Raw genomic sequence first — 19,537 nt, forward strand, 5'->3', positions numbered from 1 at the left:
CCAGAAAGATGGGCGGAGCCAACGGACCTCGAAAGCTTACTCCGCCGCCTTCGCGGTCTTGCCGAACATCCGGGTCGGCGCCGCAAAACCGCACGAGGTGCCGTCGGTGACTTTCACCTGGTCTTCCCACGGCAGGCGGAAGGTGCCGGCCACCATGTCCTGCATGAAGGTGTAGGGACAATCCATCGCGCCGCCATTCACCGCGACATAGCCGCGATGCCAGAGCTGATAGATGTTGTTCTCGACGCCCCAGTGGATCCGCGCCTCGCGCACCAGGTCGGGCCGAACTTCGGCGGTGATGATCTCGTCGACTCTGCCGGTGGTGCCGTGGGCGATGATCGAGCCGTCGAAGTTCACGATCATGCCTTCGCCCATGGAATCGAACGAACCGTCGGAGCCGCACATGCAGACATTCGCCGTCACCATCAGGTTCTGGAACGCGTTGGCCTGGTTGGTGAAGCGCCAGCTTTCGCGGATCGGCGCGGTGTAGCCGGCGGTGCGGATCATGATCTCGGCGCCCTTGTAGGCGCACTCGCGCGCCATCTCCGGGAACATGCCGTCATGGCAGATGATCAGCGCGAGTTTGGCGCCCTTCGGGCCTTCGATCACGGGAATGCCGACATCGCCGGGTTCCCACGGCTCGACCGGAATCCAGGGATGGAATTTGCGGTAATACAGTTTGATCTCGCCGTGGTCGTCGATGATCAAGCCCGAGTTATACGGATTGCCGTCCGGGTTGAACTCCATGATCGAGAAGCAGCCCCAGATCTGGTTGTCGATGCAGGCCCGCTTGAAGGCCGCGACCTCCGGACCGTCGAGCCGGCACATGATCTCGGGGTTGGTGTCCATCGACAGGCCGTGCAGCGAGTATTCCGGGAACACCACGAGGTCCATGGTGCCGAGATTCCGCCGCGCCTTGCCTACCATATAGACGATGCGCTCGGTCTGCCGCGCCAGGTCGGCCCGGGTCACGACCACGGGCAATTGCAATTGAACCAGCCCGATGACGACGCCATCGGGGGATTTGTTCAGGCCGCCAAGTCCGTTCATTGGTTCCTCCATGCGGTTGTCTTGCGCGGGATGGTCGATGCGGCGGTATTCAGCAACAACCATGCCAGCGAAAAGCCGCGTTGCGCAAATCGGGTGCAGCGAAAAATTCGCTCAGCTCTTGTGCAACTGCCCGCCGCGAAAGCTTCGCATAGAGAATGAGCAGCCGCCGGCGTTTCACCCAATGGATTGAAAATACGATGGATTCAGTTTCAGGCGGCGGCCCACCGGCATTGTACACAATGGCACGCGCCTTGCTTAGCTAGCTCCGGGTACTCTCGTTCGGGGCGTGTGCATCATGGCGAACTCCAGGGGTCCACTAACAGGCACGGTCGCCGCAGAGCCGGAGCCGATTGCGCTCGACTTCGCCGCGACCGCACTTCTCATCATCGACATGCAGCGCGATTTCATGGAGCCCGGCGGCTTCGGTGAAACGCTCGGCAACGACGTCTCCCAGCTCGCGCGCGCGGTGAAGCCGATCGCGGCGGTGCTGGAGGCGGCCCGCGACATCGGCATGCTGGTCGTGCACACCCGCGAGGGCCATCTGCCGGATCTGTCGGATGCGCCGCCGGCCAAGATCGAGCGTGGCGCGCCGTCGCTGCGGATTGGCGATCCCGGCCCGATGGGGCGCATTCTCATTCGCGGCGAGGCCGGCCACGACATCATTCCCGAACTCTATCCGCTCGACAGCGAGGTCGTGATCGACAAGCCCGGTAAAGGCGCGTTCTACGCCACCGAGCTCGACGACGTGCTGCAGCAATACGGCATCGAGAACCTGCTGGTGTGCGGCGTCACGACAGAAGTCTGCGTCAACACCACCGTGCGCGAGGCCAACGACCGCGGCTATCGCTGCGTGGTGCTGGCCGACGGCTGCGCGTCCTATTTCCCTGAGTTTCACGAGATGGGCCTGAAGATGATCAAGGCCCAGGGCGGAATCTTCGGCTGGGTCTCTGACTCGGCCGCGGTACTGGAGGCACTTTCACCGGAGACGTCAAAAACAGCAGCAGCGGGGGCATCACGATGAGCACGAGCACGACGGGGACTGCAGGCAAACTCGATTTCAAACCGGTGTTGTGGACGCCGGGCGACTGGAACGCATTCTTTGGCTTCGGCACCAATATTCTCGTCAACATGCTGGTATTGACCGGCCTGTTGCGGTTCGTGCTGAAGATGCCTGATACGCTGGTGTTCGGCCGCATCCTGCCGGCGCTCGGCCTGATGATGTGCCTCTCGACCTTCTATTACGCCTTCCTCGCCTACAAGCTGGCGCAGAAGACCGGCCGCACCGATGTCTGCGCGCTGCCGTCGGGCGTTTCCGTGCCGCACATGTTCATCGTCACCTTCGTGATCATGCTGCCGATCACGATCAAGACCGGCGATCCGATGAAGGGCTGGTCGGCGGGCCTGGTCTGGGTGTTCTTCCAGAGCTTCATCCTGATGATCGGCGGCTTCATCGCGCCGTACATCAGAAAGATTACGCCGCGCGCGGCATTGCTCGGCACGCTCGCCGGCGTTTCCGTCACCTTCATCTCGATGCGACCGGCGCTGGAAATGTACATGACGCCGCAGATCGGTCTGGTTTGCTTTGCCATCATCCTGGTGAGCTGGTTCGGCGGGGTGAAATACTGGAAGAACATTCCGGCGGGTCTCGTCGCGATCGCGGTCGGCATGATCATCGCCTGGGGCTCGAACCTGTTCGGCCTCGGGCTCGGCGGATTGAGCGTCAAGGGCCTCGGCGACGCCTTTGCCTCCTTCGGCTTCTCGGTGCCGATCCCGGCGGTCGGCCAGGTATTTTCCGGCTTCGAATTCCTCGGCGTCATCCTCGTCACCGCGATTCCGTTCGGCATCTACGACCTCGTCGAGGCCATGGATAACGTCGAAAGCGCGGAAGCCGCCGGTGACGAATATCCGACCACGCGGGTGCTGACCGCCGACGGCGTCGTCAGCCTGATCGGCTGCCTGATGGGCAATCCGTTCATCAACGCGGTCTATATCGGCCATCCCGGCTGGAAGGCGATGGGCGGCCGGATCGGCTATTCCGCCGCGACCGGCTTGATGGTGGTGATCCTCAGTTGGTTCGGCATCATCTCGGTGCTGCTGGCGCTGGTGCCGGTCGTCGCAATCTCGCCGATCCTGCTCTATATCGGCATGTTGATCGGCGCGCAGGCGTTCCAGACCACGCCGGTCAAGCATGCGCCTGCGGTGGTGCTGGCGCTGACGCCGCATCTGGCGGCGTGGGCCAAGCTGCAGATCGACACCATGCTCGGTGCGACGATGAATGCCGCGCAAAGCGTCGGTGGACTCGCCGCCGACAAGGTCGGCGCGGTCAAGTCGGCTGCGATCGCGTCGTTGCCGCAGCAGGGCGTGCTGTATCACGGCCTCGATGTGATGGGCGGTGGCTCGATTCTCGCCGGGCTCATCCTCGGCGCAATCGGTGTGTTCGTGATCGAGCGTGACTTCCTCAAGGCCTCGGCCTTCGCGCTGGCCGGCGCTGTCATGACCTACTTCGGCTTCATGCACGGCGAAGCGGTCGGCATCGGCGGCGGTCTTGGTGTCACGCCGAGCGTGGCGCTGGCCTATCTCGTGATGGCGGGCGGCTTCTACGCACTCGGCCGAACCAGCGTCAGCGTGCCCTACACCTCACACATGGATATGCCGCACGCAGCGCCTGCGGAATGAGGAGTCCTATCAACCGCCCTTGACGGCACCCGCGGTGAGCCCGGCGACGATCTGTCGCTGGGCGAACACCGTCAATAGCAGCACCGGCAACGTTACGATCAGGGCGGCCGCCGCCAGCGGTCCCCAGCTCAACTGGTCGAACGAGATCATGTTGTAGACCGCCACCGGCAGCGTGCGGGTTTCGCGTCCGGCCAGCACGATGCCGAACACAAAGTTGTTCCAGGAGAAAATCACCGCGAGGATGAAGGCGACTGCCATGCCCGGCTTGGCGATTGGCAGCGCGACATGGCGGAACACCTGCCAGCGCGTGGCGCCGTCGATCAAGGCGGCTTCCTCGAGCTCGAGCGGCGTGGTCTCGAAATAGCCGATCATGATCCAGATCACGATCGGCACCGTCACCACCAGATGGATGATGATCTGCGGCACCAGGGTGCCGAGCAGGCCGAGCCACTGGAACAGCAGAAACAGGGGAATGAGATAGGACAGACCCGGCGTGATGCGGGCGATCAGGATCACCACCGCCGATTTGTGCGCGGCCATGCGCGCGATGCCGTAACCGGCGGGAACGCCGATCAGCATCGCCAGCAACGTCGCGCTGCCGGTTACCACCAGGCTGTTGACGAAATAGGTCAGGAAGCGGTTGGAGGCGAGCACATCCGAATAATTTTTCCAGGCGAAGTGCTCAGGGATAAAGACCGGCGGATACGACGCGTTGTCGACCTCGAACTTGAGAGAGAGCGAGATCATCCAGAGGAAAAACAGGATGGCGGGCGAGACGATGACGAACACCGAAAGCCATAGCGCGATCTTGCCGAGGATTTGCCGGAGGCTCATGCGCCACCGCCGATCTCGGTCCACACCGTGCGCTGGCGCAGGTACAGCAGCAGCGCCGCCAGGATAATGATCAGGACAAAGAAGATCACCGCGATCGCCGACCCGTAGCCGAGGTCGTAGTAGATGAAGGCGACGCTGTAGAGATAGAGGTTGATGGTCTCCGACGCCGAGCCCGGACCGCCCTGCGTGATCGCAAAGATGATATCGAAACTTTTCACGGCATCGATCATGCGGATCATGCCGGCAATGAACAAAAACGGCGCGATCAGCGGCAGCGTGATGTAGCGGAACATCTGCCAGAAATTGGCGCCATCGATCTCGGCGCTTTCGTAAGGCTCGATCGGGATCGCGGCTAAGCCGCCGAGCACGATCAACATCACCAGCGGCGTCCACTGCCAGGTCTCGACCAGCACCAGCGAGGGGATCACGGTGCCGGGATGAAATACCCAGAGCTGCGGCGGCAGGCCGACCAGCGACAGCAGATAATTGAGCACGCCGAGCTGCGGATGAAACATCATGGTCCAGACCAGCGCGATCGCCACGGGAGTAGCCATCATCGGCATGATGAACACCCCGCGCAGGAAGCCGCGCCCGGGAAATTTCTGGTGGAACACCACGGCCGCGAGCGTGCCGAAGATCAGCGGCAGAGCCACGGACAGCGCGGTGTAAAGGATCGTATGGCCCACCGCCTCGACGAAGCGGGGGTCGTTCGGCAGCCGCAGGTAATTGGCAAGGCCGACAAAGGTGGTCGGCGAGCCGACCTTCCATTCGTTCAGGCTCATCCAGATCGTGAACACCCACGGAAAGATGATGATCGCGAGCACGACGACGAGCGCCGGCACCACGAAGGGCCAGTAGGACGGCTTGCGCAATTCCTGCTCCGGCGCGGCGTCAGTTGCCGCCGCCGGAGCGATCTCTGTGATGGCCTTCACGCTTTCTCGCTGCGCTCCAGGATTGGGCGGAACTGCTCGTGCGCCTTCTTCAGTTCGGTGGCCGGATCGGCGCCCGACAGCGTCGACGTCAGCGCCGCACCGACGAGGTCGCGGAATTCGGCGACCGGTATCACGACGGGAAGGCCGAGCTTTGAGATCTTGGCGGAATCGATCACCGACTGCAGCCACTCCCGATTCTTGACGCCCTTCTGCACTTCCGCGTCATTGAGGATCGAGTTGCGGAACGGCACGCCACCGCCGCTTTGCAACAGCCGCGCCCCTTGCGTCTTGGAGACCGCCCACTGGCACAACAGATAGGCGGCTTCCTTGTTCTTGCTGGCGGCCGCGATGCCGAGGCCGTCGCCATAGGTCGCCGAATATTGTCCCTTCGGTCCGGCCGGAACGACGGTGTAGCCGACCTTGCCGACGATGCGCGAGGCGGCCGGGTCTTCCAGCGGCGGCGCCCAGCCGACGCCGTCGATCCACATCGCCGAGCGGCCTTGCGTGAACGACGCCATCGACTCCATCCAGTTGAAGCCGGCGACGCCGGGAGGCGCGACCTTGGTCAGCAGCGTCTGATAGAGTTTGGTGGCTGCGATCGCCTCGGGCCCATCGGTCAGGATGCCGCCTTTGGCGTCGAGGAATTCGCCGCCATAGTTGAGGAAGAAGTTGGTCCATAGCGTCATGTTGGCGTTGCGCAGGCCGCGCCCGACGAAGCCGAAGGTGCCGTCCTTGGCGTCGGTGAGCTTTTCGGCGGCCGTGACCATCTCGTCGAGCGTCTTCGGCACCGCGACGCCCTTCTTCTGGAACAGCTCCTTGTTGTAATAGAGGATGAAGTAGTCGACCGACCACGGCAGCGACAGCATCTGCCCCTTGTCGTTCTTGGCATACTCCAGGCCGGCTGCCGAAAAATCGCTTTCGACCAGGTCGGGCGCGGTGAGGTTCGGATCCTTCATGTAGCCGGAGATATCGGCGAGCCAGCCGGCCTTCTCGAACTGCCGCTTCTGAACGTGATAGCTGACGTGAACGACGTCGAAGCTCGGCTTGCCGGAGGCGAGTTCGATCACGGCTTTCTGGCGCTGCTGCTGTTCGGGGATCTGCTCCGACTCGACCTGAATGCCGGTGAGTTCGGTGAATTCCTTGATGTTCTTCTGCAGATTGTCGCCGCGCGGACCCTTGGCGAGGATCACTTCGAGCTTGGTGCCGGCGTATTTCTTCCACTGCACGTCTGCGCGCGCCGGAAAGCCGCTGAGGCCGAGTGCGCCCGCGGCGGCGGTGCCGGCCAGAAGCTTGCGGCGCGAGATGATATGGTTGTTCATTGTTGTTCTCTCCCTGGGGTCGGCTTATTTTGCGCGAATACTAGCGTTCGCGAACGTCCTGCATAGCCCCCTTGTGCGGTATAATGCTGAACGTTCGTCGCAGCGGTGCGGTCCGTGCTCGGCGCGCGGCCTGTCCGGCGGGCATCTTGAGTCGAGATCGCGCCGCAGGATTTGCCGCGGCGCGATCGCTATTTCCAGCTACGCCTTGACGAAGGCGAGCAGGGTGCCGTTGCCGGCGGCCGGCGGCACGACGATGCCGCCGGCGCTGTGCACGCCGGTCGCGCCCAACGCTTTCTCGGTAGCGGCAACATCGGCCGCGATCACGAGACCCGCGCCGCCGCGTTCGGGCAGGCCGGCCAGTGACACGCCGGGATAACGCTTGCCGAGCTGTTCCCGGGTCAGGAACACGAAGTCGGCGCGATCACCGCCCGACGGTACCGCGACCGCGCCGTCCGCTTCGTTGCGTACGTCGCGATCGACCATCTTTGACAGATGCGCGGCATCCTTGGCGGGCTCCGGCGAAACTATCACAACCTGCTTCAGGCACTTGGCGCCATTGGCGTGCTGCATCAGTTCGGGAATCCACACCGTCTCGCGCGTCTTGTGCTGGCAGGCGAAGATCCGGATGCCGCCCGGCGTTTCCGCCCTCGGCCATTCGAAGGTCCGGAACTTGGCCGCCGAGATGGCACCGTTGGGCATCGTCACCGGCCGCTCGAAGTCGGTCGGGCCAACCGGCGGGTAGCCGCGTGCGCGAATTTCCTCAGCGCCGGCTGCCGAATCCACCGCCGTAAAGGCAACACGTTCGATGCCTTCGCCGCGTGTGTCGAGATAGGCGCGCGCCGGAGCATTATGTTCTGTCGGAGTGAGGACGCCGAGCAATTCCATATAGTCGGGGTCGAACATGATGGTGTAATTTCCCGATCCCATATGCGCGCTGTGGGTGCCGCGCGGCGACACGGTAAAGCCGAGCCGCTTGTAGTTGGCCGCGGCCTGGTCGAGGTCTTTCACCATGACCACGGCGTGATCGATGCCGATGACGTTCTTGAGTGCCACTCTGTTATTTCCTCGAGATGAATTAGCTGATTAAACTAAGCAGAACGATCAGTCGCCTGCAAGAAAGGATCACGATGGTTACGACCAACGTCCGCTGGCCCGACTCTCTGTGGGCCGCCGTGACGCCGCAGGGGCCTGAACTTCCCGAACTGATCGGCACCCAGCAGGCCGACGTCATCGTGATCGGCGCAGGTTTTACCGGGCTCTCCACCGCGCTGCATTTGCGCGAGGCCGGCGTCGATGTTGCGATCGTGGAAGCGGCCGAGCCGGGGTGGGGCGCGTCGGGGCGCAACAACGGCCAGGTGATTCCGACGCTGTCGCGGCCGGATCCGGAGGATATCATCGCAAAACACGGCGCCGTCGGCGAGCGCTTCGTGGCGATGTTGCGCGACAGTGCCTCTGTTCTGTTCGATGTCGTGCAGAAGTACAAGATCGAGGCCGAGCACGAGCAATCCGGCTGGGTGCAGCCGGTGCATTCGCCTGATCGTATCAGGATCGCGGAACGGCGCGTGAAGCAGTGGTCGAAATTCGGCGCGCCGGTGGAGTTGCTGTCGCGCGAGCAAGTAACTGACATGACGGGTTCGGATGCGTGGTACGGCGGCTTCTGGAACAGGACCGGCGGCCACGTCAATCCGCTGGCCCTGGCCCGCGGGCTGGCGCGCGCCGCACTCGGCCTTGGCGCACGCATCTATGCGCGTTCGCCTGCGATCAGCTTCGAACGCCGCAACGACAAATGGATCGTGAAGACGGAGAGGGGCGAGATCTCAGGCCGTGCGCTGGTCATGGCAACCAACGCCTATAGCGGCGAGTTCTCCAAATCGCTGGTGCCTGAAATTGCGACCGAAGTGATGCCGGTGCTGTCCTGGCAGATGTCGACGCAGCCGCTGTCCGACAATGTCCGCAAGACCATCATTCCCGGCCGGCAGGCGATGTCGGACACCCACGGCGAGCTTTACTTCGCGCGCTACGACGCGCGAAATCGGCTGATCACCGGCGGCGCCGTGCTCGGTCCCGGCAACAAGGTGGAACGCATCAAGGCGCGGGTGACGGAGCGGCTGCAGCGGCTGTGGCCGCAGATCGGCGAGGTTTCCTTCGACTATGTTTGGAACGGCTATGTCGGCATGACGGCGGACTTCTTGCCGCGCATCCACCGGCTGGGGCCGAACGCCTATGGCTGGACCGGCTGCAACGGCCGCGCCGTGGCGCTGACGATTCCGCTCGGCCGCGAATTGTCGAAGGCGGTTCAGGGCGTGCCGGAAAGTGAGCTGGCGCTGCCGTTTAGCGAGCCGGTGACCTACATGGCGCATGGATTGTTGCGCAAGATCGCGCCGTGGATGCTGGTGCTCTACCGGCGTCGCGACGCGCAGGAACTGGGAAAGAGCGACAATTTCGAACTGCTGCGATGGGCGGAGCGTGTCCTCGCCTCGCGCCGCTCGTGACGTCGATCAAGCGAGCACGGCCGCATCGCGCTTGCGGGTAAAATCGCCGCCGGGAATCGACGCCAGCAGCGCCTGCGTGTAGGGATGCTGCGGGTTACCGAACACGTCGCCGGCGAGCCCTTGCTCGACCACGGCACCGTCCTTCATCACGGCGACGAGGTCGCAGATTTGCGCGGCGACGCGCAAATCATGGGTGATGAAGACGATCGACAGTCCCAGCCGCTGCCGCAGGTCGGCGAGTAGCTTCAGCACCTGCGCCTGCACGGAGACGTCGAGCGCGGAGACCGGCTCGTCGGCGACCAGCACATCCGGCTTCAGCGCGAGGGCGCGCGCCAGGCCGATACGCTGGCGCTGGCCGCCGGAAAATTCGTGCGGGAACCTGTCGCCGGCGGAAGGATCGAGGCCGACCAGCGCAAACAATTCCCGGGCATAGGCGAGCGCCTCGGCTCGCGGCGTGCCGTGTACGATCGGGCCCTGCGCCACCAGTTCGGCGGCCTTGCGGCGCGGATTGAGCGAGGCAAACGGGTCCTGAAACACCATCTGGATATGCCGGGTTTCGCGGCGCACTTCCTCGCGCGACAGCTTTGCCCAGTCCTTGCCTTCGAGCACGATCGAGCCGCTATCCGGATCGATCAACCGCACCAGGCAGCGCGCCAGGGTCGACTTGCCCGAGCCGGACTCGCCGACGATGCCGAGCGTCGCGCCCCGGGGCAGATGCAGCGTCACGTCCTTGACGGCCGGCGTCACGCGCGCGCCGCGCCCGAGGAAGCCGCCGGTGCGATAGGTCTTCGACACGCCTGAAATGGTCAGGATGTTTTCGCTGGAAATAGCGCGCGGCGGCGGCGCCTTCAAGGGCGGCACGGCGGAGATGAGCTGCCTGGTGTAGGCATGCTGCGGGTTGTTGAGCACGTCGGCGGCAGCGCCTTGCTCGACAATGACGCCGTGCTGCATCACCAGGACGCGGTCGGCGATCTCGGCGACGACGCCGAAATCATGCGTAATGAACAGCACCGCGGCCTTGCGGCGCTGCTGCAGATCGCGGATCAGTTTCAGGATCTGCGCCTGCGTGGTGACGTCGAGCGCCGTGGTCGGCTCGTCGGCGATCAACAATTTCGGGTCGAGCGCCAGCGCCATCGCGATCATGGCGCGCTGACGCTGGCCGCCCGACAGTTCGTGCGGATAGGCTTTGGCCGCCACTTTGGGATCGGGGATGCGAACATCGGCGAGCAGGGCCAATACCTTGTCCGCGGTCTCCGCCTTCGACAGTTCGGTATGGATCGAAAACATCTCGGCGATCTGGTCGCCGATCGTGCGCAGCGGATTGAGCGCGGTCATCGGCTCCTGAAAGATCATGGCGATCCCCGCGCCGCGCACCTGGCGCATCTCGGCAACGGTGGCGGAGGCGAGGTCCTTGCCTTCGAACATCACCCGGCCGCCGTCGATCGTCACGTCGTTGGGTAATAGCCGCATGATGGCGTTGGCCATCATCGACTTGCCGGAGCCGGATTCGCCGACCACGCAGAGGATTTCGTCAGGCTTGATCGCCAGCGATACGTCCGACAACGCATGCGGCCGGTCGGCTCCCTCTGGCAGGCGCACACCGAGATGTTCGAGTGAGAGAATGCTGTCGCTCATCGGCTCTTCAGCCTCGGATTGAGCGCGTCGTTGAGGCCCTGGCCGACCAGCGACACCGCCAGCACCGTGACGAGAATAGCGATGCCGGGGATCGCCGAGACGTACCACTGCACCCGCAGCACGTCGCGGCCGAGCCCGATCAGGTTGCCCCAGGAGGCGACGTTGGGGTCGGACAGCCGCAGGAAGGCGAGGGCGCTTTCCAGCAGGATCGCGACCGCCATTACGACGCTGGCATAGACGATGACCGGCGGCAGCGCGTTGGGCAAGATTTCGCCGAGGATCAACTGGACGTCCTTCATCCCGAGCGTGCGCCCGGCCTGGACGAATTCGCGGTTGCGCAATGACAGGAACTCGGCGCGGGTCAGCCGCGCCGGCGCCGGCCATGACACCACGCCGACCGCGATGGTGACGGTGGTGAGCGTCGAGCCGAACACCGCAACCAGCACCAGCAGCAGCACGAAGTTCGGCAGCGTTTGGAACGCCTCGGTAATGCGCATCAGGACGTTGTCGACCCAGCCGCCATAATAGCCGGCGAAGGCGCCGACCAGAATACCGATCAGGATCGCAATGGCCGTGGCGACGCCGCCGATCAAAAGCGAAATCCGCGCGCCGTAGAAGATTTGCGCTGCGATATCCCGCCCTGAATTGTCTGTGCCGAGCAAAAAGCGCGGATTGGAGAATGGCCAGATCAGCGGTCGCCCGGCCAGCGTCAAGGGATCGCGCGGATAGAGAAAGCCGGCACTGATCGCCATCGCGATCACGACCAGCAGCAGGACCAGGCCGGCGACCGCGGCGGGGCTTCGGAAGTAGCGCTTGATCGCGTCCATCACGTTAGCTCTCCGCCGAGATGCGCGGGTCGAGCCGCGCATAGATCAGGTCGACGGCGAAGTTGACGGCGATGACGAGCAACGCCGAAACAAAGACGATGCCGAGCAGCGTGTTGAGATCGCGCTGCACCACCGATTCATAGGCGAGACGTCCAAGGCCGGGCAGCGAGAACACGCTCTCAACCACGACCGATCCACCGAGCATGGTGCCGGCCTGTAAACCAATCAGCGTGACCATCGGCAGCAGCGCGTTGCGCAATACATGCCGGGTCACCACGCGAGTCTCGTCGAGGCCCTTGGCGCGCGCGGTGCGGACATAATCCAGGTTGAGCACTTCGAGCATCGAGGCGCGCATGATGCGTAGATAGATCGCAAGGAAAATCAGCCCGAGCGTCAGCGTCGGCAGCACCAGGTGGCGGGCGATATCGATGACACTCCAGATCCCGGTCTGCACAGTGCCGATATCCTGAAAACCGCCGGCCGGCAGCCATTGCAGGTAGATCGAGAACACCACTATCGCCATCAGCCCGAACCAGAACGAGGGCGTCGCGTAGAAGATCAGGCCGAGCGTCGAGATCAGCGTGTCCGGCCAGCGGTTGAAGCCGCGTGCGGCGATCACGCCGAACAACAGCCCGAAGAAGAACGCAAACGACAGCGATGCGGTCATCAAGAGGATCGTCGGCGGCAGCCGCTCCAGGATGACGGACGCCACCGGCTTGCCGTAAATCGAGGAGAAACCGAGATCGAGCCGCACCAGCCGCCAGAGATAATTGGCGAGCTGCATCGGTATCGAGAGGTCGAGCCCGTAGAATTGGCGCAGCTCGCGCGCGGTCGCGGCGTCGCCGCCGCCCATCTGCGCCATCATGGCGTCGACGGTGTCGCCCGGTGCGAACTGCAGCAGCAGGAACACGCCGATCAGGATCAGGAACAGGGTCGGGATCGAGGCGGCAAGCCGCCGCCCCGCAAGGCTCAAGATGCGCATAAACCTATCTTGACGGATATAAGCTTAGGCGGAAAGCCAAAGATCGTGCCAGCTCGCCGAGCCCCAACGCGGCGTGTTGGAGTGGTTGCGCGCTTTGGCCGAGATCACGGTGACGAAAATCTGCTCGATCGGCATCCAGACCGGCAGCTCCGTATTCACTTCCTTGACGAATTCGGCATAGAGCGCCTTGCGCTTGGCCGGGTCGACTTCGGTGGCGGCGTCGTCGATGGTCTTGTCGACCGCCTTGTCCTCCCAACCCCACTGGTTGGTCCACGGCGCGCCCTTGGGCTGGCCCGAGCGATACCAGACTGTGGTCGAGACCGCGGGGTCGTTGCGGTACTGGTGCCAGCCGGTGGCGAGGTCGAAGGCGTGCTCGTCATAGACCTGCTTGAGGAAGCCGCCGCCGTCATTGCGCACGATCTCGACGGGGATGCCGATCTCGCCCAGCGACTGCTGGATGAAGGTCGACCACAGCGAGATGTCCTCGCCCCACGGTGCGGGAAGAAGCTTTAGCGAGAACCGGGTGCCGCCCGCACCCGGCTTGAAGCCGGCCTCGTCGAGCAATGCTGCGGCCTTGGCCTTGTCGTAGGGGTATTGCGGCGTGCTGCCGCCGGGATAGAAGTCGGTCGAGGTCGAAGGGATCGGCCCGGTGCCGAGCTTGGCGAAATCGCCGAGGAAGTTGTCGATGAAGAACGGCACGTTGATCGCATGCGCAATCGCCCGGCGCACCTTGATGTCGGACAGCTCCTTGCGGCGAAAATTGAACTCGATGGTGTTGGTGCGGGCGTTGCCTTCATTGCCCTTGGTCGAGACGATGAAGCGCTTGTCTTTGCCCAATCGCGCCATGTCCGAAATGGTGAGGCCCGAGAACGGGCTGTAGTGCAGTTCGCCGGCTTCCATCTGGGCAGCGGCCGCCGCACGGTCGGTGATGACGCGCCAGACGATGCGGTCGAGATAGGGCGCGTTGGGGCGCCAGTAGTCGGCGTTGCGGTCGGCGATGATGTATTGGCCGCGCTCATATTTGACGAACTTGAACGGCCCGGTGCCGACAGGGGAGAGGTTGGTCGGGTTCTGGCGGATGTCGCCGCTCTCATAGAGATGCTTGGCCGAGATGTAGCCGAGGTCGGGCAAAGCGCGCAGCAGCAGGTTCAGCGGCATCGGCCGCTCGTACTTGAAGACGGCGGTCTGCGGATCCGGCGTCTCGACCGCGGTCAAAAACAATTGCAGCGTCGAACCATAGTTGAGGATCTTCTTCCACATGTTCATGGCGGTGAACTCGACGTCATCAGAGGTGAACGGCTTGCCGTCGTGCCAGGTGACGCCCTTGCGCAGATGGAAGGTCACCGTCTTGCCGTCGGGGGTGGCTTCCCAGCTCTCCGCGAGCACGCCGACCGGCTGGCCGTTGGCATCGAGATCGACCAGGTTTTCCTGGATCTTGCCGCCGATAATGTAGACGCCGGTGGAAGCCTGGATGCTCGGATTGAGCTGACGCTGCTCGGCGCCGTAGTGAACGTTGAACACGCCGCCCTTCTTCGGTGTTTCCTGCGCAAAGGCGCGCATCGGATTGATCACGTTGGCGGCGATCGCGGCCGACGTCAGCAGCGCGGTGCGGCGATTGATCTCAAGACGCGTCAAATCCATACGAACTCTCCGAAGGGGACGTCAGGTGGCGGCCGTTGGGAGGCGGCCATTATAAGGTGATGCTACGATGGAAGGGGAACGTGAGTCATTTTCTAATGCGCCTGCGCATGAGGAAAATCATTCAAAACATGCGGTGAAAGCAGGCATTTGCGCGCGGCTCGATCGCCGCTTTTGGCCGCCAATTTGGAGTCGCCGCTCGCCGCAATTGAGGTCGAAGTCCGCAGTCTGCCGCAGATTGCAGTGCGGAAACACGGACAATGTGTCTCATTACCCTGTAAAAATAGGCTTTTAGAGGCTTTAGACACGAAAAAGCCGCGCCAAACCGCACGAATCAGTCTAAGTGGTTTGGCGATTTAGTTGTGAAGAATGCCGAAAACCCTGTTTTTTTAGGCAATTTCCGCCATAACGTCGCATATCCAGAATCAATGGAGCAAACATGGCTACCCAAATGTCTAAGTCGCAGCTGATCGAAAAGATCGCGACCACCACCGAAGTTTCGAAGAAGGAAGTCAAGGGCGTGATGGAAGCGCTGGTTGACGTCGGTCACAAGGAGCTCAAGAAGAACGGCGTGTTCCTCGTTCCCGGCTTCGCAAAGTTCGTCGTGGTCAAAAAGCCCGCGACCAAGGCCCGCAAGGGTACCAACCCCTTCACGGGCGAGGAAATGATGTTCAAGGCCAAGCCGGCGCGCAAGATCGTCCGCGCCCGCCCGGTCAAAGCCGCCAAGGACGCGGTCTAAGAAAAGCGAAACGGCCCCCGGCGACGGGGGCCTTTTTGTTTGTGGGGTAGGGCTGCTGTCCCTGCATCATGGTTCGAGACGCGCGGCGTTGCCGCGCTCCTCACCATGAGGCCAATGGAAGACCTCATCCTGAGGAGCCTGCGCAGCAGGCGTCTCGAAGGATGAAGCCCCGGTCTAAACCACCGGCGAGCGTCCGCCATCGACATTGATGGCCGTGCCCGTGATGTACGAGCCCTGATCCGAAGCCAGAAGACACGCGAGATTCGCGAACTCCTCAGCGGTGCCGATCCGCCCCAGGGGCGTGCCCTTGGCGAGGCCTTGGGCGAACACTTCAAAATCCATGTCCGGCGCCGTCTTGGCGTGCCGCTGTACCCACTGATCGCTCATGATCAGGCCGACCAGCATCGCATTGACGAGAATATTGTGCTCGCCGCCCTCGTTCGCCATCACCTTGGTGAGCGCCATGCCGGCCGCCCGGGACACTGAGGTCGGGGCCGAGGACGCCGCAGGGGCCTTCGCAAACGTGTTCAGCACGTTGATGATGCGGCCCCATTTGCGCGCCTTCATGCCCGGCCAGACCAGCCGGCTGAAGCGGATGGCGGCGAATAGTTTGAGGTCGAGATCTTCCTGCCAGGCTTCGTCGGTGATGTTCTCGAACGCCACCGTGCGCGCGGTACCGGCATTGTTGACGAGGATGTCGATGCCGCCGAGGTCCGCGGTGATCTTGTCGTGGGCCTTGGCAATATCCGAGGCTTTCGAGACGTCGCAGACATAGTCGCGGACGGTGAGACCGTCCCTGGCGAGTTCTTCCCGCGCCGCCTTCAATTCCGCTGCGCGCCGCGCCAGGATCGCGACCTTGGCGCCGGACTCCGCAAACCGCCGCGCCATCGCCAGTCCGAGGCCCTTGCTGCCGCCGGTAATGACGGCGACGCGGCCTTTCATGGTTATTTGCATGTTTTTCTCTCCCTGTATGCGGAGCGTACGATAGGCGGAGCGCGAGTGAAACCCGTCGCGCTGGTTGTGATGGCTCGCAGGGGCTCAACCCTCGCGCCGGGCTGTTGCCGTCTAACGAACCCGTGAAGCCGGAATATCCATCCGGAACAGGCCATCCCGCCGACAAGGATATTTCCCGTTTCCGGCCCGGCGAAGCGGCAACGTTGCTATTTCCGCCGCAGGCTTGCCGGGCGGAGCGGGGCAGCCAAAATCAGATCAACCAACAATAGAGTCCAGGAGATTGCCATGGGCCTTCAACAAGCAAAAATCGAGTCGCTGCCGTTCGTTACCGCCGAACTCAACTATCTCGCGCCAACTCCGGGAAAGCCGCGAACCTACGCGTTCGATCCGCCGCCGGGCGAAGCAAAATCCACGGCGTTGCCCGAATCCCACCGGGTTCCGATTTTCGATGCGCGCGCGATCGCGGACAGCATTTCGCTCGACCGTGAAGGCTTTGCCCTGGTGCGGCATCCAACCGTGGTCAGGAATTTCTATGACGATAAGGAGGTTACCGGCGTCTACTATCCCGCCGTCGAAGCTTTCCTCAAGGCGAGTTTGAAGGCGGACCGGGTCTTGATCTTCGACCACACCGTTCGCAAGCGGGTAGAGGGCTCGGCCGATGTTCGTGGTGCAGGTCCGCGACAGCCGGCGACCAGGGTCCATGTCGATCAGACCGAACTGTCGGGGGCGAACCGCGTTCGCGAACATCTGCCTGACGAGGCCGAGGAACTGCTGAAGGGGCGGGTGCAGGTCATCAACCTGTGGCGGCCGATCCGTGGGCCGCTGCGCGATGCGCCGCTTGCGATGCTGGACGGTCAAACCTTGGCGCCAGGCGATCTCGTCGCTTCCGACCTGATCTATCCGAACCGGCGCGGCGAGACCTATTCGGTCAAATACAATCCCGGTCATCGTTGGTTCTACGTTCCCGAGATGACGCCCGACGAAGCGCTGCTGCTCAAGTGCTACGATTCCGCGACGGACGGCCGCACCCGGTTCGGGCCGCATACAGCATTCATCGATCCCACCACGCCGGCCGATGCGCCGCCGCGCGAGAGCATCGAACTGCGGACGCTGGTGTTCCACAAGAACTAAAGCGGTTTCGAGCGAAGTGGACGCCGGTTCGCGTAAAGAAAACGCGTCAAAACAAAAGAGCCCGGTTCTGATTCTCCGATAAGCCTCTGAACACGATTGACGTGATCGTCTCGCCCTGCATAGCGGGCGAGACGAGACCGGGAATGGCATTCCCCGCGCATTGATGTTACGCCGCCCCGAACGATAGTCGGGGCGAGACGGTTCATGGATGGCGGCGCGGGCGAAAACGTGGGTATCAGCTTCCGCGCCCTGGTATTTGCCCTGTTGGCGTTGGCCTCCGGTCACATGCTGTCGACGCTGCTGCGCACGATTCCGGCGATCAGCCTCGACGTGATGGCTGCAGACTTCGGCACCTCGCCGCAGAAGCTCGGCAGCCTGACCTCGATCTATCATTTCGCCTTTGCCGCCTCGCAAATTCCGGTCGGCGCCGCGATGGACCGTTTTGGCGTCCGGCCGGTGTCGCTGAGCCTTCTGATCGGGACGGTGTTCGGTGCGCTGGCTTCGGGCCTCGCCACCGGGCCGGAGAGCTTTCTGTTCGGACAGTTCCTGCTCGGCGTCGCCACCTCAGGCATGCTGATGTGCCCGATGACCTTGGCGGCGAAGAGCATGTCGGCGACGCGGTTCGGGCTGTGGTCCGGCGTGATCCTGTCGATCGGCAATATCGGCATGCTGCTGTCGTCGAGCCCGCTGGCCTTCGTCGTCGATCACTGGGGATGGCGGGCGGGTTTCTGGATCTCGGCCGGTTTCGGCGTGGTGGTGGCGCTCGCGGTGTTCGCGCTGGTGCCGCGGCAACAGGCCGCACATGCCGATCGCTCGTCGCCGCTCAAGCAAATGACCGAAGTGATCCGGCTCGGATTGTCGCGTCGGCTCCGCGGCCTGATCGCGGTAGCGCTGGTGTCGCTGGCGGCCTCGCTGGTGCTGCGCGGGCTGTGGGGCGGGCCGTGGCTGATGCAGATCAAGGGGCTGAGCCGCATCGAGGCCGGTAACGAGCTCGGCCTGTTCACGCTGGCGCTGATCGTGGGGCCGCTTTTGATCGGCATTCTCGACCGCAATATCGGCCATCGGCGCGAGGTACTGGCGGCGGCGCATCTCGTCGCCGTGCTGGCGTTGGCCTTGATGGCGGCGGGCGCACCGCATTTTCCGGTCTCGGACCTGTTCGGGGTCGCGGTGATGCCGGCGCAATATGACGCCGTGCTGTTCGTGCTGATCGGGATATCGGTATCGGCACAGCCGTTGTTATACGGGATGACACGGCAGATGGTCGACGCGCAAAATACCGGGAAGGCGCTGTCGGCGATCAACCTGGCGTTCTTCCTCGGCGCCGCGCTGATGCAATCGAGCACCGGCGTGGTCGCGGCGGTCTATGGGTTGCCCGCCGTGCTGCTGTACATGGCGGCGACGCTGTTGATCGGAACCATCGTGTTTCTCGTCTACACCTGATCCGGCGCGGACCGTCGTCCGGCGCGGACGGCATCATCGCGTCCTGATCCGCTCTCCAATCGAGAGAACCTTGCCCAAAGCCGCGGCCGTATCGTTCAGTGCCGCAAGCCGATCGGGCAATTGCTCGCCCATGATCCGCTGCAGCGGTCCGGTCATTCCGATGGAGTGGAACACCGCGCCGTTCGACAACACGATCGGGACCGAGATCGCGGCCAACCCCTCGTCGATTTCGCCGATGCAGGTGGCGTAGCCGCGGCGCCGGACTTCGTCGAGTTCTTGCTCGACCCATTCGCGGTCGTTGCGGGTATTGGAGGTCAGCACCGGAAGATCGTGCGACAGGGCTTCCGCCAACAACGCTTCGTCCTGGTAGGCCATGATGGCCTTCGCCGTAGCCGAAGCATTGATCGGCATTTCGAGTCCGGGCTGCACATAGCCGCGCCAGCGTGCGTCCGGCGAATGAGAGACGGCGACGACGACACGCGCGCCGATCAGTCGCGTCAGGTAGCAGGTCTCGGTCGAAGTCTCGGTCAGCCGGTGCACGTACGGGCCGGCAAGTGCTGTGAGCCATCCATCGTCGGCGCCGGCATGAAGCAGACGGATCAGGCGATCACCAAGATGATAGGCGCGGCCTCCGACACCGTCCTTCGCCAGGCCGGCGCGCACGAGTCCTTTCAGCAAGCGGTGTGCGGTGGTTTTCGGCAATTCCAGCAACGCAGCAACGTCGGCAAGGGTCAGTGCGCCCGGAAATGCGGCCAGCAGTTCGAGGACCTGCGTGTAGCGATCGAGCGGGCCGCCGTCGTTGTCTTCATTCATCTTCATCGGGTTGACCCGGCATGATCGAAATGCCGTCGCGCTCACCGATGGCTTGACTCGGGAACGGGACGACGG

The 19,537-nt window shown here is 63.3% G+C and carries 17 protein-coding genes; 6 read left to right on the forward strand and 11 right to left on the reverse strand.

All coding sequences use genetic code 11. The annotated features are described in order from the left end of the window. Positions 1-36: 36 nt before the first annotated feature. Positions 37-1,050 (reverse strand): formamidase, encoded by a 1,014-nt coding sequence (locus BLS26_RS28295; RefSeq protein ID WP_092518713.1) that lies wholly within the window; start codon positions 1,048-1,050, stop codon positions 37-39. Between the two features lie 295 nt (positions 1,051-1,345). On the opposite strand from BLS26_RS28295, the gene BLS26_RS28300 reads away from it, so the two are divergent. After that, the gene (locus BLS26_RS28300) at positions 1,346-2,071 is read left to right on the forward strand and encodes a cysteine hydrolase family protein (RefSeq protein ID WP_092515805.1); all 726 of its coding nucleotides are present in this window, start codon (positions 1,346-1,348) and stop codon (positions 2,069-2,071) included. Further along, a complete protein-coding gene (locus BLS26_RS28305) occupies positions 2,068-3,726 on the forward strand; it encodes a regulator (protein ID WP_092515806.1) in 1,659 nt (552 codons plus the stop codon). The genes BLS26_RS28300 and BLS26_RS28305 overlap by 4 nt, the downstream gene beginning before the upstream one ends. Before the next feature lie 9 nt (positions 3,727-3,735). Here BLS26_RS28305 and BLS26_RS28310 read toward each other — a convergent pair whose 3' ends face one another. From BLS26_RS28310 to BLS26_RS28325, 4 genes are all read right to left on the reverse strand, one after another. Next, on the reverse strand, positions 3,736-4,560 hold the full coding sequence (locus tag BLS26_RS28310; protein WP_172804719.1) for a carbohydrate ABC transporter permease: 825 nt from the start codon (positions 4,558-4,560) through the stop codon (positions 3,736-3,738). Further along, entirely contained in the window at positions 4,557-5,483 is a 927-nt protein-coding gene (locus BLS26_RS28315) for a carbohydrate ABC transporter permease (protein WP_371361042.1), read from the reverse strand. Before BLS26_RS28315 ends, BLS26_RS28310 begins: the two co-directional genes overlap by 4 nt. A 5-nt stretch (positions 5,484-5,488) precedes the next feature. Beyond that, a complete protein-coding gene (locus BLS26_RS28320; RefSeq protein WP_092515809.1) occupies positions 5,489-6,811 on the reverse strand; it encodes a sugar ABC transporter substrate-binding protein in 1,323 nt (440 codons plus the stop codon). A 198-nt stretch (positions 6,812-7,009) separates the two neighbouring features. Continuing rightward, entirely contained in the window at positions 7,010-7,864 is an 855-nt protein-coding gene (locus tag BLS26_RS28325) for a VOC family protein (protein ID WP_092515810.1), read from the reverse strand. Between the two features lie 74 nt (positions 7,865-7,938). On the opposite strand from BLS26_RS28325, the gene BLS26_RS28330 reads away from it, so the two are divergent. Then, positions 7,939-9,303 (forward strand): FAD-binding oxidoreductase, encoded by a 1,365-nt coding sequence (locus BLS26_RS28330; protein ID WP_092515811.1) that lies wholly within the window; start codon positions 7,939-7,941, stop codon positions 9,301-9,303. A gap of 6 nt (positions 9,304-9,309) precedes the next feature. Here the strand turns inward: BLS26_RS28330 and BLS26_RS28335 are convergent, their stop codons facing one another. The 4 genes from BLS26_RS28335 to BLS26_RS28350 are packed head-to-tail and all read right to left on the reverse strand — an operon-like array spanning position 9,310 to position 14,388. Continuing rightward, positions 9,310-10,938, reverse strand: coding sequence for an ABC transporter ATP-binding protein (locus BLS26_RS28335; RefSeq protein WP_092515812.1), 1,629 nt, complete (start codon positions 10,936-10,938; stop codon positions 9,310-9,312). After that, positions 10,935-11,765 carry an ABC transporter permease gene (locus BLS26_RS28340; protein ID WP_092515813.1) on the reverse strand — a complete coding sequence of 277 codons (831 nt, stop codon included), beginning with the start codon at positions 11,763-11,765 and terminating at the stop codon, positions 10,935-10,937. The genes BLS26_RS28335 and BLS26_RS28340 overlap by 4 nt, the downstream gene beginning before the upstream one ends. A gap of 4 nt (positions 11,766-11,769) precedes the next feature. Beyond that, positions 11,770-12,747: an ABC transporter permease gene (locus BLS26_RS28345; RefSeq protein ID WP_092515814.1), complete on the reverse strand. Its 978-nt coding sequence runs from the start codon at positions 12,745-12,747 to the stop codon at positions 11,770-11,772. A gap of 24 nt (positions 12,748-12,771) precedes the next feature. Further along, positions 12,772-14,388, reverse strand: a complete 1,617-nt coding sequence (locus BLS26_RS28350) for an ABC transporter substrate-binding protein (RefSeq protein ID WP_092515815.1) — start codon at positions 14,386-14,388, stop codon at positions 12,772-12,774. Between the two features lie 436 nt (positions 14,389-14,824). Between BLS26_RS28350 and BLS26_RS28355 the strand changes: the two genes are divergently transcribed. Beyond that, entirely contained in the window at positions 14,825-15,124 is a 300-nt protein-coding gene (locus BLS26_RS28355; protein ID WP_027536409.1) for an HU family DNA-binding protein, read from the forward strand. 174 nt (positions 15,125-15,298) lie between these two features. Here BLS26_RS28355 and BLS26_RS28360 read toward each other — a convergent pair whose 3' ends face one another. Next, positions 15,299-16,078, reverse strand: coding sequence for an SDR family oxidoreductase (locus BLS26_RS28360; protein ID WP_092515816.1), 780 nt, complete (start codon positions 16,076-16,078; stop codon positions 15,299-15,301). Positions 16,079-16,363: 285 nt separating this feature from the next. On the opposite strand from BLS26_RS28360, the gene BLS26_RS28365 reads away from it, so the two are divergent. Both BLS26_RS28365 and BLS26_RS28370 read left to right on the forward strand, forming a co-directional pair. After that, positions 16,364-17,209 (forward strand): CmcJ/NvfI family oxidoreductase, encoded by an 846-nt coding sequence (locus BLS26_RS28365; protein ID WP_092515817.1) that lies wholly within the window; start codon positions 16,364-16,366, stop codon positions 17,207-17,209. A 204-nt stretch (positions 17,210-17,413) separates the two neighbouring features. Beyond that, positions 17,414-18,649 carry an MFS transporter gene (locus BLS26_RS28370; RefSeq protein ID WP_092515818.1) on the forward strand — a complete coding sequence of 412 codons (1,236 nt, stop codon included), beginning with the start codon at positions 17,414-17,416 and terminating at the stop codon, positions 18,647-18,649. A gap of 33 nt (positions 18,650-18,682) precedes the next feature. Here BLS26_RS28370 and BLS26_RS28375 read toward each other — a convergent pair whose 3' ends face one another. Then, positions 18,683-19,468, reverse strand: coding sequence for an IclR family transcriptional regulator (locus BLS26_RS28375; RefSeq protein ID WP_092515819.1), 786 nt, complete (start codon positions 19,466-19,468; stop codon positions 18,683-18,685). Positions 19,469-19,537: the final 69 nt, after the last annotated feature.

The organism is Afipia sp. GAS231 (genome assembly GCF_900103365.1).
GTDB lineage: Bacteria > Pseudomonadota > Alphaproteobacteria > Rhizobiales > Xanthobacteraceae > Bradyrhizobium.